This window comes from Brachybacterium sp. sponge (assembly GCF_001613775.1).
In the GTDB taxonomy this organism is placed as follows: Bacteria; Actinomycetota; Actinomycetes; order Actinomycetales; family Dermabacteraceae; genus Brachybacterium; species Brachybacterium conglomeratum.
Map to the genome: position 1 here is coordinate 609,233 of NZ_LRMP01000002.1, position 12,747 is coordinate 621,979.

10 protein-coding genes are annotated in these 12,747 nt (G+C 72.9%); 7 read left to right on the top strand and 3 right to left on the bottom strand.

The features are described from left to right. Window positions 1-63: 63 nt before the first annotated feature. From A4A78_RS10795 to A4A78_RS10810, 4 genes are all read left to right on the top strand, one after another. Window positions 64-843, top strand: a complete 780-nt coding sequence (locus A4A78_RS10795; protein WP_062949099.1) for an SDR family oxidoreductase — start codon at window positions 64-66, stop codon at window positions 841-843. Further along, window positions 843-2,756, top strand: coding sequence for an ABC transporter ATP-binding protein (locus A4A78_RS10800; protein ID WP_231881017.1), 1,914 nt, complete (start codon window positions 843-845; stop codon window positions 2,754-2,756). Before A4A78_RS10795 ends, A4A78_RS10800 begins: the two co-directional genes overlap by 1 nt. Window positions 2,757-2,781: 25 nt before the next feature. Next, window positions 2,782-3,783, top strand: coding sequence for an alpha/beta hydrolase (locus A4A78_RS10805; RefSeq protein WP_082835297.1), 1,002 nt, complete (start codon window positions 2,782-2,784; stop codon window positions 3,781-3,783). Between the two features lie 211 nt (window positions 3,784-3,994). Continuing rightward, entirely contained in the window at window positions 3,995-4,270 is a 276-nt protein-coding gene (locus tag A4A78_RS10810; protein WP_231881018.1) for a hypothetical protein, read from the top strand. Window positions 4,271-4,292: 22 nt separating this feature from the next. Here A4A78_RS10810 and A4A78_RS10815 read toward each other — a convergent pair whose 3' ends face one another. Both A4A78_RS10815 and A4A78_RS10820 read right to left on the bottom strand, forming a co-directional pair. Further along, complete coding sequence (locus A4A78_RS10815) at window positions 4,293-4,565, bottom strand: 2Fe-2S iron-sulfur cluster binding domain-containing protein (RefSeq protein WP_053917460.1); 273 nt, start codon at window positions 4,563-4,565, stop codon at window positions 4,293-4,295. Between the two features lie 90 nt (window positions 4,566-4,655). Continuing rightward, window positions 4,656-4,916, bottom strand: coding sequence for a hypothetical protein (locus tag A4A78_RS10820; RefSeq protein ID WP_062949101.1), 261 nt, complete (start codon window positions 4,914-4,916; stop codon window positions 4,656-4,658). A 472-nt stretch (window positions 4,917-5,388) separates the two neighbouring features. Here A4A78_RS10820 and ileS point away from each other — a divergent pair, with 472 nt between their 5' ends. The 3 genes from ileS (at window position 5,389) to A4A78_RS10835 (ending at window position 11,028) form a co-directional block, all read left to right on the top strand. Then, the gene (ileS, locus tag A4A78_RS10825) at window positions 5,389-8,685 is read left to right on the top strand and encodes an isoleucine--tRNA ligase (RefSeq protein WP_062949103.1); all 3,297 of its coding nucleotides are present in this window, start codon (window positions 5,389-5,391) and stop codon (window positions 8,683-8,685) included. 281 nt (window positions 8,686-8,966) lie between these two features. After that, entirely contained in the window at window positions 8,967-10,427 is a 1,461-nt protein-coding gene (locus A4A78_RS10830) for an S-layer homology domain-containing protein (protein WP_062949105.1), read from the top strand. Between the two features lie 160 nt (window positions 10,428-10,587). Further along, window positions 10,588-11,028: a hypothetical protein gene (locus A4A78_RS10835; RefSeq protein ID WP_062949107.1), complete on the top strand. Its 441-nt coding sequence runs from the start codon at window positions 10,588-10,590 to the stop codon at window positions 11,026-11,028. 73 nt (window positions 11,029-11,101) lie between these two features. On the opposite strand, the gene A4A78_RS10840 is transcribed toward A4A78_RS10835, so the two are convergent. Continuing rightward, window positions 11,102-12,715 (bottom strand): alpha/beta hydrolase, encoded by a 1,614-nt coding sequence (locus A4A78_RS10840; RefSeq protein ID WP_062949109.1) that lies wholly within the window; start codon window positions 12,713-12,715, stop codon window positions 11,102-11,104. Between the last annotated feature and the right edge of the window lie 32 nt (window positions 12,716-12,747).

The window sequence follows — 12,747 nt, forward strand, 5'->3', positions numbered from 1 at the left end:
CGGTCCCCGCGGCCGACGGGACGGCCGTGCTCGCGCCGCGCGGGCCGACGTAGGCTCGGCACTATGACTGCTCACAGCGCTGCCGACGTCCCGCTCACCGCCGTGGTCACCGGTGCCTCCTCCGGCATCGGCCGCGCCACCGCCGCCCGCCTGGTCGCCGACGGCTGGCGGGTCCTGGCCGTCGCCCGCCGTGAGGAGCGCCTGGCCGAGCTCGCCGCCGAGACCGGCTGCGAGGTCCTCGCCGTGGACGTCACCTCCGACGAGTCCGTCGCCGCGCTCGTCGCCCGCGTCGAGGAGCTCTTCGACGGGAGCCTGAACTCCGTCGTCCATGTCGCCGGCGGCGCCCTCGGCGTCGAGACCGCCGCCGAGGCGAACCTCGAGAAGTGGCAGCGGATGTACGACATCAACGTGCTCGGCGCCGTCCGCGTCACCCGCGCGCTGCTGCCCGCCGTGCGGGCGAGCGGCCGCGGCGACCTCCTCTTCGTCACCTCGGTGGCCGGGCACGAGCCCTATCCCGGCGGCTCCGGCTACAACGCCGCCAAGGCCGGCGAGCACATGCTCGCCGCCGCCCTGCGGCTCGAGCTGAACGGCGAGAAGGTGCGCGTCATCGAGGTCGCCCCCGGCATGGTCCGCACCGAGGAGTTCTCCCTCGTCCGCCTCGGCGACCAGGAGGCGGCCGACGCCGTCTACGACGGGGTCGAGCAGCCCCTGACCGCGGAGGACTGCGCCGACGTCGTCTCCTACGCCCTGAACGCCCCGCACCACGTGAACCTCGACCTGGTCACCGTGCGCCCCCTCGCCCAGGCCGCGGCGCACCGGGTGGCCCGCCACCAGGGACTCTGATGGTCCACGGCGGCATGCCCGGCGGCGGCATGGGCGGCGGGATGGGAGGCGGCGGGGGCCGTAGCGGCGGCGACCTGAAGCTCGCCCCCGGGCAGAAGCCCGATGTGCGCCGGGTGCTGGGCCTGTTCCGCCCCTACCGCGGCACCCTCGCCGCCGTGCTCTCGCTGATCGTCCTCGCCGCGGCCGCCGGGGTGGTCTCCCCGTTCCTGATCCGCGAGATCGTCGACGTGGCCCTGCCCGAGCAGCGCGCCGACGTGCTCGCCTGGTCCGTCGGCGGGCTCATCGCCGTCACCGTGGTCGCGAGCGCCCTCGGCGTCACCCAGTCGATGCTCTCGGCCCGCGTGGGACAGTCGGTGATGCACGACCTGCGCGTGGCGGTCTACTCCCACCTGCAGCGGATGGGGCTGGGCTTCTTCACCCGCACCCGCACCGGCGAGATCCAGTCGCGGATCTTCTCCGACATCGGCTCGATGCAGTCCGTGGTCACCTCCGTGATGACCCAGATCGTCTCCTCCGGCGCCGGGGTCGCGATGGCGCTGGTCGCCATGATCGCGATGGACTGGCGGCTCACGCTGTTCTCGCTGATCGCCCTGCCCTTCGCGGTCTGGATGAACCGGCGCGTGGGCCGGCGCCGCCGCACCATCGTCCGCACCCGGCAGGAGAAGGCCGCGGACCTCTCCGCCGGGATCCAGGAGTCCCTGTCCGTCTCCGGGATCCTGCTCGGGGTGACGATGGGACGCACCGAGACGCTCAGCAGCGCCTTCGCCGACGACTCCCGCGAGCTCGCCGACCTCGAGGTCCGCTCCCAGATGGCCGGGCGTTGGCAGATGGCCGTGTTCACCACGATCATGGCGCTGTTCCCGGCGCTGACCTACTTCCTGGGCGGTCACCTCCTGTTCGCCGACCCCGACGGCAGCGGCATCACCATCGGCACCCTCGTCGCCTTCATCGCCCTGCAGTCCTCCCTGTTCCCGCAGATCAACGGCCTGCTGCGGGTCGCGACCCAGGTCAACAGCTCCCTCGCCCTGTTCACGCGGGTCTTCGAGTACCTCGACGCCCCGATCCTCATCGCCGACGCCGACGGCGCGATCTCCCTGGACCCGGCCCGCGTGCGCGGCGAGATCCGCTTCGAGGACGTCACCTTCGCCTATCCCGGCGCCGAGGAGCCTGCGCTCGCGCACCTGGACCTCGTGGTCCCGGCGGGGAAGCACACGGCCCTCGTCGGAGCGACCGGATCGGGCAAGACCACCACCGGCTATCTCATGGCGAGGCTCTACGAGCCGACCGACGGCCGGATCACCCTGGACGGCCACGATCTGCGGGGGATCACGCTGTCCTCGCTGGCCACGAGCATCGGCGTGGTCACCCAGGAGACCTACCTCCTGCATGCCACCATCGCCGAGAACCTGCGCTTCGCCCGACCGGACGCCACCGACGAGGAGCTCGTCGCCGCGTGCCGCATCGCCCAGATCCACGAGCACATCGCCGCCCTCCCGGACGGCTACGCGACGGTCGTGGGGGAGCGGGGCTACCGCTTCTCCGGCGGCGAGAAGCAGCGCCTCGCGCTCGCCCGCACGATCCTCCGCGACCCGCCGGTGCTGCTGCTGGACGAGGCGACCTCGGCGCTCGACGTCGCCACGGAGCGGGCGATGTCCGGGGCGCTCGACGCGGTCGCCCGCGGACGCACCACCGTCTCGATCGCCCACCGCCTCTCCACCGTCCGCCACGCCGACCAGATCGTCGTGATGCAGCGGGGGAGGATCGTCGAGCGCGGCACCTACGAGGAGCTGCTCGCGCGCGGCGGCGTGTTCGCGGACCTCGCCCGGCAGGACGCCCGGGAGGATCAGCAGGACGCCCGACGCGGCGACGAGCCGAGCCCGGAACCCGTCGGTCCCGACCCCGGCGCCCGCTGAGCGCGGACGCCCGAGAGGAGACGCCATGACCGGAGAGCACGTGCGCAGGGACGGGGCGTCGCAGGACCCCTGGCCTCGCAGCGACGATCCCGAGCAGGCGTTGGACCCCGCCGTCGTGCACCAGGACGTGGCGCCCTATGCGGGCTTCCTCTCCGCCCCGCGCCGTGCCCGCATGGTCGAGCCCGAGGCGGACCTGTGGCCGTGGCGCGGCCCGGACGCCGTCCGACGCCTGCGGGCGCGGCGCCCGGACTCGCCGGTGCGGGTGCTCGCCGTGCACGGCGCGGGCGCGCACGCCGCCGCGCTGTGGCCCGTGGCCTCGCAGCTCGCCGAGCGCGGGATCGACGTGCTCGCACCCGACCTCCCCGGCTACGGCCGCTCCCCGGTGCGGGACCGGCGCACGCTGCGCTACCAGGACTGGATCAGGATGCTGGGCGAACTCGTCGAGGAGGATAATGACGGGCGGCCGCTGCTCCTGCTCGGTGGCAGCCTCGGCGGGATGCTCGCCCTCGAGCTCGCCGCACGGCACGAGGGCCTCGTCGCCGCCGTCGCCGCGACCTGCCTGCTGGACCCCGCCGTGCCGGAGGCCCGATCCCGCATGACCCGCTGGGGCGGCGCGGGCACCGCCGCGATGGGGCTGCTCCCGCTGGTGCGCGGAGCGGTCGCGCGCCGGGCGCTGCCCGTCTCCCGGCTCGCGGACCTCTCGCGGATGGGCCGGGATCCCGCGCTCGGGACGCTCTGCGCCGAGGACCCGCGCGGCGGCGGGGCGCGGATGCCGCTGGGGTTCTGGCGCTCCTACCTCGAGCACCCGCACGAGGCGGCACGCCGGGTCCCCGTACCGGTGACGCTACTGCAGCCCGAGCACGACGCCTGGACCCCGCTCACGCTCAGCGCCCGCACGCTCAGCACCGTCCCCGGACCTGCCGACACCGTGATTCTGCGTGAGGGCGGGCACTTCCCGGTGGAGGATCCGGCGCTGGACGACCTGGTCACCGCGGTGGAACGGATGATCGCTCGGCACACGGGCTGAGCGCGCAGGCGCACCGACGAGGAGCAGCGCGGGGCATCGCCTCCGTGCCTGACCATCGCGGGCGCGCCTACTACCAAAGGCGGAGGCGGGAGTCCTCCCTGCGCGGGATGTGCGCGCCGTGCGGACCGGGGGAGGATCGTGCCCTCAGGCGGCGCAGCCCGCGCCGCGCCCGTACCAGGGCACGGCACGACCAGGGGAAGAGGGCCATCGCATGACCACGATGCTCCCGGAGGATGCGATGGGGCGGCAGCGCGCTGTGACGGGTCGGAACGCGATGTCGGGCCAGGACCCCGCGACCGGCCGGGGCGGCAAGCCCGTCTCGGGACGGCCCGCGCTGTTCGTGACGATGCTGGCGCTCGCCGCCGCCGGCGTGCTCGTGCTGCTCGTGGTCGGGCCCGTGCTGCCGATGCCGCTGGCGGTGCTCGGCGCCGCGGCGCTCATGGGCGTCGTCGGCCTCGCCTGGTGGGTGGCCGGCCCGCGCCTGTGAGGCAGCGGGCGGTCGCGTCGTCTCAGACGTCGATCTCGATCTCACCCTCGCCGCGCGAGACGCAGGTGATCATCTGGCTGTCCTGCTCGTCGTCCATGAGGAACTCGTCCATGTGCTCGACCTGTCCGGAGACCAGCGGCACCACGCAGGTGCCGCACACCCCGCCCTCGCAGGAGTAGTCCATCGGGATGCCGGCGTCGAGCAGCGCCTGGAGCAGGGACTGACCCTCCCCGACCTCGACCGTGACCCCCGACTTCAGGCACTTGGCGGTGAACGGCTCTCCGAACAGCGACATCCTCGCTCCTTCTGCGTCGACCGCGCCGAGCGGCGCGCGGTTCCGTGGAAGGACCAGTGTTCCACGACTGTCACCATCGAAGGAGGTGACTCACGCCTCCTCGGCGGTGGTGGACGCGGCGGCGTCGGTGCCGTCGGCGTCCTCCTCGTCCTGCGAGCGCGTCGTCTGTATCGCGGCCGCGGCCGCGACCGGGGCGGAGACCACCACGCGCGGCGGCACGGCGGCCGCGGAGGCGGCGGTCGAGGGGCTCAGCGCGAGCGCGGACGGGCCGAAGGTCAGCACCAGCAGCGCCGCCGCCGAGAGGGTCGATGCGCCCAGGCGCGATCGTCGGTGAGGGATGTCGTCGTCCATGTCGTCTCCTTCGTCCACGGCGTCCCCGGTGGGGCCGCCGTGATCATGAGACCCGGCCCACCTGGCAGGCGGCTGAGGATCCCGACCGCATGTGCTGGGACCCGGGAAGTGCCGGGAGCTGCGGAGCCCCGCGGCCCCGGCGCGGCTGTTCCTCGCGTCTCTTCCCCCGGGGCGGTCGTGACCGCGCGGGCGAGCCCGGGTACACTGCAGGCCATCGGCATCGACCCGGCCATCACCGGAGAGCCGCGGGAAGAACAGCACGAGCACGGTCCGCGAGGACAGGTGCCGCGCCCAGTAGAACCCGCCGGGACCAGCCCGTCACAGCTGAGGAACGAGGGGAGGCCCCCGCGTCGGCAGCGCCGGCGCGAGCGGCATCAACCGAGGTGGTACCGCGCCGCCGGCCCGTGCCGGGAGCGTCCTCGGGCAGCATTCCGCCCGCCCGCCGCCCCTGTTCCGCCTCGGAGGTTGTCCCATGGTCTATCCGGTCTCCGGAGACCCCCTCGTCCCCTCGCCGCACCTGCCCGCGCTCGAGAACGCGATCCAGGAGTTCTGGCGCACCGACGACACCTTCCGCGCCTCCATCGCCCAGCGCGAGGGCGCCGAGGAGTTCGTCTTCTACGACGGCCCGCCCTTCGCCAACGGCCTGCCCCATTACGGCCACCTGCTCACCGGCTTCGTCAAGGACGTCGTGCCGCGCTTCCGCACCATGGACGGGCTGAAGGTCGACCGCCGCTTCGGCTGGGACACCCACGGCCTGCCCGCCGAGCTGGAGGCGATGCGGGAGCTCGGGATGACCGAGAAGTCCGAGATCGAGGACATGGGCCTGCAGGCCTTCAACAACGCCGCCCGCGCCTCCGTGCTGAAGTACACGAAGGAGTGGGAGGAGTACGTCACCCGCCAGGCCCGCTGGGTCGACTTCGAGAACGACTACAAGACCCTCGACGTCACCTTCATGGAGTCGGTCCTGTGGGCGTTCAAGACCCTGCACGACAAGGGCCGCGCCTACGAGGGCTACTACGTCCTCCCGTACTGCTGGAAGGACCAGACGCCGCTGTCCGCCCACGAGCTGCGGATGGACGACGACGTCTACCAGGAGCGCCAGGACCAGACCGTCACCGTCACCTTCCCCTTCACCGGCGAGAAGGCCGAGCAGCTGGGACTGGCGGGCGTGAAGGCGCTCGCCTGGACGACCACGCCCTGGACCCTGCCCACCAACTTCTCCCTCGCCGTCGGCCCCGAGCTCGAGTACGCGGTGCTGCCGGCCGGCCCGCTCGGCACCGCCGACGGCGCCGCCGCGGGCGAGGGCCGCTACCTGCTGGCCGCCGCGCTCGTCGGCGCGCACGCCAAGGAGCTCGGCTACGAGAGCGCCGAGGACGCCGTCGCCGCGATCGAGGAGCGCCGCTACGCGGGCAACGAGCTCGAGCACATGACCTACCAGCCGCTGTGGACGGTCTACTCCGAGGACCGCGCCAAGTGGGGCACCGAGAACGCCTGGATCGTCACCGTCGCCGACTACGTCTCCACCGACGACGGCACCGGCGTGGTCCATCAGGCCACCGCCTACGGTGAGGTCGACCAGCAGGTCAACGCCGCCTACGGCATCCCCGTCATCGTCTCCGTCGACGAGGGCGCGCAGTTCCATGACTACTTCCGCGGCACCGAGCTCGACGAGATCGCGGGCCTGCAGGTGTTCGAGGCGAACCGCCCGATCATCCGCAACCTCCAGCGCGAGGGCCGCCTGCTGCGCGAGACCAGCTACGTGCACTCCTACCCGCACTGCTGGCGCTGCCGGAACCCGCTGATCTACAAGGCCGTCTCCTCCTGGTACGTGAAGGTCGCCGACCAGCGCGAGCGGATGCTCGAGCTGAACGAGCAGATCGACTGGGTGCCCGGCAACGTCAAGCACGGCCAGTTCGGCAGGTGGCTCGAGGGCGCCCGCGACTGGGCCGTCTCCCGCAACCGCTACTGGGGCACCCCGATCCCGGTGTGGAAGAGCGACGACCCCGACCACCCGCGCGTCGAGGTCTACGGCTCCCTCGCCGAGATCGAGGAGGCCTTCGGCACCCTCCCGCGCGACGAGCACGGCGAGGTCAACCTCCACCGCCCCTACATCGACGAGCTCACCCGCCCGAACCCCGACGATCCCACCGGGACGTCCACGATGCGCCGCGTCACCGACGTGTTCGACGTCTGGTTCGACTCCGGCTCCATGCCCTTCGCGCAGGTGCACTACCCCTTCGAGAACGGCGACTGGTTCGAGGCGCACAACCCCGCGGACTTCATCGTGGAGTACATCGGGCAGACCCGCGGCTGGTTCTACGTCATGCACGTGCTGTCCACCGCGCTGTTCGACCGTCCCGCCTTCACCTCCGTCATCTGCCACGGCATCGTGCTCGGCGAGGACGGGCAGAAGATGTCCAAGTCGCTGCGCAACTACCCCGACGTGCGCGAGATGTTCGACAAGTACGGCGCCGACGCGATGCGCTGGTTCCTCATGTCCTCGCCGATCCTGCGCGGCGGCAACCTGGTCGTGGACGAGCCGAAGATCCGCGACGCCACGCGCCAGGTCGTGCTGCCGCTGTGGAACGTCTGGTACTTCCTGGCGCTGTACGCCAACGCGGCGGGGGAGAAGGACGCCTCCGGCCGGCCGACGGGGCATCGCGGCGAAGCCCGGCACGAGTCCACCGACGTGATGGACCGCTACCTCCTCTCCCGCACCGGTGACCTGGTGCGCGGGGTGCGGGCCTCCTTCCGCGAGCTCGCGATCGCCGACGCCGCCGAGCAGATCCAGGACCACCTGGACATGCTCACCAACTGGTACGTGCGCCGATCCCGCGACCGCTTCTGGGAGGGCGATGCGCAGGCCATCGACGTGCTGGCCACCTGCCTGGAGACCCTGCTGCAGGTCGCCGCGCCGCTGCTGCCGATGGTCACCGAGGAGATCTGGAAGGAGCTCACCGGCGGCCGCTCCGTGCACCTGACCGACTGGCCCGACGACTCCCTCTTCCCCCGCGACGAGCAGCTCGTCGCCCAGATGGACGACGTGCGCGCGATCGCGAGCGCCGGCAACGCGCTGCGCAAGAAGGAGGGCCTGCGCGCCCGCCTGCCGCTCGCCGAGCTGACCGTCGTCCACCACGATCCCGCCTCGCTCGAGCCGTTCACGGCGATCATCGCCGACGAGCTGAACGTGAAGCACGTGCGCCTGCTGGACGTCACCAGCGAGGAGGCGCAGGGCATGGGCGTGGAGCAGAAGCTCACCGTCAACGCCCGCGCCGCCGGACCGCGGCTGGGCAAGCAGATGCAGGGCGCGATCAAGGGCTCGAAGACCGGGGACTGGTCCGTGGCCGAGGACGGCACCGTCACCTCCGGCGGGATCGCGCTGGAGGAGGGCGAGTACTCCCTCGACCTCGTCGCCGGGGAGAGCGCCGCCCTCGAGGGCCGGACCGTCGGCGTGCTGCGCGGCGGCGACTTCCTCGCCCTCGACATCCGCCTCACCGACGAGCTCGAGGCGGAGGGCACCGCCCGTGACGTGGTCCGCGCGATCCAGTCCGCGCGCCGCGAGGCGGGGCTGGACATCTCCGACCGGATCCGCCTGACCGTGGACGGCGACGAGCCCGTCGTCGCGGCGGTCGCCGCCCACCGCGAGCTGGTCGCCGGGGAGGTCCTCGCGCTCGAGCTCGAGGTCCCCGCGCGGCCCGCCGAGGGCGCGCACGAGGCGAGCGAGAAGGTCACCGGCGGCACCGTCACCGTCTCGGTGCAGCGGGCCTAAGGCGGGACGGGGCGGCGCGAGGAGCGCCGCCCCGTCGGCCCTCCCACGCCGTCCCGGCAGCCCGCCCGCGCCGTCCCGGCAGCTCGCCCGAGCTGTCCCGTCGGCCCCCCCCCGCGCGTCCCGATCACAGCGGCGGACGTCAGTTCGCCCGCTTCGTGACGATTTACGGCCCGGTTCGGGTCACGACTGCGTATCGGCTGGTCAGGGAAGGTTTCTGGGCAACTGTCGGACGTATCATGGTGAGGGATCCAGCTGGGGATCCCCCATCCCCAGGAGAGCGCATGTCCACGCCCGCCCCCGCCCGGTCCTCCTCGACGACCGCTCCGACGCGGGCTCGTCGGCGTCTCGCGCTCCTCGTGCTCGCCGTGCTGATCGCGTCCGCCGGCGTCCTCGGCGCGGCCCCCGGCTCAGAGGCCCGCACCCCGCCCGCGGGCCTGGGCGGCTTCGTGCCCGGCACCCTCATCAGCGATGCGCAGATGTTCGCGGGCACCTCCATGACCGCCGCGCAGGTCGACGCGTTCCTCGACCAGAAGGGCGCGAGCTGCACCCGCGGAACCGACGGCGCCGACTGCCTCAAGGACCTCGCCATGGACACCCCGCAGCGGTCGAAGGACGCCTACTGCGCCGCGATCCCCGCGAAGAAGGCGGCGAGTGCCGGGACGATCATCGCGGACGTCGCCCGCGCCTGCAGCATCAGCCCCAAGGTGCTGCTGACCATGCTCCAGAAGGAGCAGGGCCTGGTCACCACCCGCAACGCGACGCCGAAGATGCTGCGGGAGGCGCTCGGCTTCGGCTGCCCCGACTTCCAGACCTGCGACCCGAGGTATGCCGGCTTCGCCCAGCAGATCTACAACGCCGGGGTGCGCCTGCAGGCGTACGGCGACCCGGCTCGCGGCTACCGCTACCAGGCTGGCCGCAGCTACGACATCCAGTACAGCCCCTTCGCCTTCTGCGGCTACGGGAAGGTGACCATCTCGAACCGGGCCACTGCCGCGCTGTACAACTACACCCCCTTCACCCCCACCCAGGCGACCCTCGACGCGGGCTCCGCGGCCGTGGCCGACGACGTCTGCGCCACCTACGGCAACCGCAACTTCTACCGCTTGTACTCGCAGTGGTTCGGCTCCCCGACGGGCGCGAGCACCTCGCGGTACCCGGTCGCCGCGCCGCTCGGGAAGAAGCCCGCGGACCCCTTCGCGGACGTCCCCTACGAGACCACGATCTTCTTCACCGAGATCGCCTGGATGAAGCACATGGGCTACTCCACGGGGTGGGGGAGCGGCGCGAGCGCCGTCTACCGCCCCTACGACCCGATCAAGCGCGACGCCGTGATCGCCTTCCTGTACCGGGCGGCGGGCTCGCCCGCGTTCACCCCGCCGAAGGTCTCGCCCTTCAAGGACGTGAACTCGAAGGACACGATCTTCTACAAGGAGATCACCTGGGCGCACTCGGTGGGGCTGGCGCGGGGCTGGTCCGATGGCACCTTCCGTCCGTACGAGCCGATCAAGCGCGACGCGATGGCCGCCTTCCTCTATCGCGCAGCAGGTGCGCCCGCATACACCGCGCCGACCCGGTCCCCGTTCAAGGACGTGAACCGGGGCTCGGAGGTCTTCTACAAGGAGATCAGCTGGATGGCGTCCCAGGGGTACGCCAACGGCTGGTCCGACGGCACCTTCCGCCCCTACGAGCCGATCAAGCGCGACGCCGTCGCCGCCTTCGTCTACCGCTGGAAGGTCGCCTGAGCGGGACGGAGCGCGGCGCCCGCGTGCGGTGACGGCGTCCGCGATCGGGCCCGTCGCAGTGCCGTTCACGCGGCAGCCGACGTGCCCGTGCGCGAGCTCGCCGGCGGCAGCTCGACCGTCAGGTGAGATCCTGGGGGCCGACGGCGCGAAGGGGGAGGCCATGGATGGCAGGATCGGGCGGCGAGCGGCGCTCCTCGGGGCGGGGATCGCGGTCGCATCGCTGCTGGCCGGCTGCTCCGGGAGCCTGCGGACCCGTCGGGTCACCGATGCCGTGCTCGACGTCGAAGGAGTAAACGGATGCGAGCTCGAGAGCTCCCTCAGCGGGACGTTCCAGCGTCTGCTGCACGGCAGGATCGACCTCGGCAGCGACGATCGTGACGTAGCGTTCGAGATCTACGACGAGGCCATGCGCGCCGTCGTGACGACGCTGCACGACGGCGAGGAGGACGACGGGAACATCACCGTCGGCGGGATCATGGGCTTCATCGGCGGGGCCGAGGAGTTCACGGTCCGGGGCCTCGACCCGGACATGCCCGTCGAGGACTACCGCCTGGACCGGGTGACCGCGAGCACTCTCTACGCGAGATACGGGCTGACCTGAGCCGGGGCCCGCGGTATCGGCGCGCGGCGCCCGCCCGAGTCCTCCGCCGGCGGAGCCCGGTCCTGCTCCGTGCTCACCGGAGATCCTCCCTGCCCACCTCGACCACGACGTCCTCGACCAGCGTGACTCCGTCGCCCAGGTAGACGCCCTCCAGGTCCTCCTGCAGCGCGGCGAGCACAGGGTCGGTCCCGGACCCTGCCTGCAGGCTGCCGTGATAGCCGCCGGTCGGGTCCACGCCCTGCTCCGTGCGCAGCACCGACTCATGGGCGTTCTCGAGCGGGGAGGCCCCGCCGAGAGCGGGAGCCGGCGCCTCGAGCACCACCTCGCGGACGGCGGGGGAGGAGACGCGGCTGCCGTCGACCCGGTGCCCGGCCAGGTCCAGCAGCGGCACCGGATCGGCGATCCGCAGCGGCGCCGGCCAGGTCGCGGGATGCCGCAGCAGCAGGGACGGCTCGAGCGCGGAGCTGTGCGAGACGTTGACCGTGCTGGTCGAGGCCTGCGCCGGCACCACCGTCCCCACGGGGGACCCGACCGAGAAGCTGTGGGTGATGTCGTAGCTGCCCGGTGCTCCGTCGGCCCGGTTGACGCCGGGGTCCGCCGCGAGATGCGCGGCTGTCAGCCCGCCCTGCGAATGGCCCACGATCATCACCCGCGCTCCGTCGGGGATCCCTGCCGCGGCCATCGCCGTGCGGATATCGGCCATCGCCGCGGACTCCTGCCCGGCCATGGTCCGCAGGTTCGAGTCCCAGCCGGCGGAGTTCCCCTGCGGCCCCCAGGAATCGGGATCCCAGATCGGCGCGCCCCCGGTCGGCGGGGCGTGGACGATGAACGCCTCGCCCCCGTCCCGGCCTCGCACGGTCTGGATCCGCACTCGCCCCGCCGCGGCACCGTCCCGCTCGGCGTCGCCGGGGACTCCCGCGAGCGGTCGGCGGGCCTCGTCGTTCGCCGCGACGAGGTCGGCGAGGCTGCGCGGAGCCGTGCTCGAGGGGACCTCCACGACGGCGTGCACGGTGACGTCGGTGCGCGGGTCGAGGAGGCCGGTGTCCGTCACGGTCTCCGCCGGTGCGAGCGCGATCGCGCCGCTGAGGAGGAGGGTGCTCGCGCCGAGCTGGGCGAGGGTGGGGGCGTCCCCGCCCGCCGCCCAGTCCTCGAACATTCTGCCGAGGTGCCCGAGCTCGTCCCGGACCTGGTCGATCCCGTCCGGGGCGCCGCCGAGTCCGACCACGACGCCGGTGAGGTCCGCGGTGCCGAGCGCGACGCCGGCGCCGAGGGCGTCGGAGACGAGGGCGGCGGGTGCCGGAGCACGGAGGAGGGGGAGAGGCGCCGCGGCGGAAGGGCCCGTGAGGAGACGTCCTCCTGCTCCGGTGGGGGCGAGCGCACGGCCCGGGGAGGTCGCGCCGTGCCCGTCGGCCGCCGACGCCCGCTCCTGGGCCACGGCCTCGACGCGGAGCCGGCGGGCGAGGAGCCCCAGCCGCTCACCGGCCTCGCGCAGAGGGCCCCGGGACAGCAGGGACCAGCGGAGCCGGAAGGCGTCGGCGTCCGGGCCGTGCCAGGTCGCGGCGCCGACGGCGGCGTCGATTCCCTTGCACAGCCCCGCGACCCGGTCGGCGGCCGCCTCCATGCGGTCGGTCTGCAGGCGGCACCGTTCCGTGTCCATGCCGAGCATCTCGTCGGCCCCGTCCCCCATGCCGTCCCTCCCGTTCCCTCGCCCCGCCGGGC

Coding starts and splice junctions, on each gene's coding strand:
- A4A78_RS10795 (WP_062949099.1), top strand. CDS start 64: ATGACTGCTCACAGCGCTGCCGACGTCCCGCTCACCGCCGTGGTCACC.
- A4A78_RS10800 (WP_231881017.1), top strand. CDS start 843: ATGGTCCACGGCGGCATGCCCGGCGGCGGCATGGGCGGCGGGATGGGA.
- A4A78_RS10805 (WP_082835297.1), top strand. CDS start 2,782: ATGACCGGAGAGCACGTGCGCAGGGACGGGGCGTCGCAGGACCCCTGG.
- A4A78_RS10810 (WP_231881018.1), top strand. CDS start 3,995: ATGACCACGATGCTCCCGGAGGATGCGATGGGGCGGCAGCGCGCTGTG.
- A4A78_RS10815 (WP_053917460.1), bottom strand. CDS start 4,565: ATGTCGCTGTTCGGAGAGCCGTTCACCGCCAAGTGCCTGAAGTCGGGG.
- A4A78_RS10820 (WP_062949101.1), bottom strand. CDS start 4,916: ATGGACGACGACATCCCTCACCGACGATCGCGCCTGGGCGCATCGACC.
- ileS (WP_062949103.1), top strand. CDS start 5,389: ATGGTCTATCCGGTCTCCGGAGACCCCCTCGTCCCCTCGCCGCACCTG.
- A4A78_RS10830 (WP_062949105.1), top strand. CDS start 8,967: ATGTCCACGCCCGCCCCCGCCCGGTCCTCCTCGACGACCGCTCCGACG.
- A4A78_RS10835 (WP_062949107.1), top strand. CDS start 10,588: ATGGATGGCAGGATCGGGCGGCGAGCGGCGCTCCTCGGGGCGGGGATC.
- A4A78_RS10840 (WP_062949109.1), bottom strand. CDS start 12,715: ATGGGGGACGGGGCCGACGAGATGCTCGGCATGGACACGGAACGGTGC.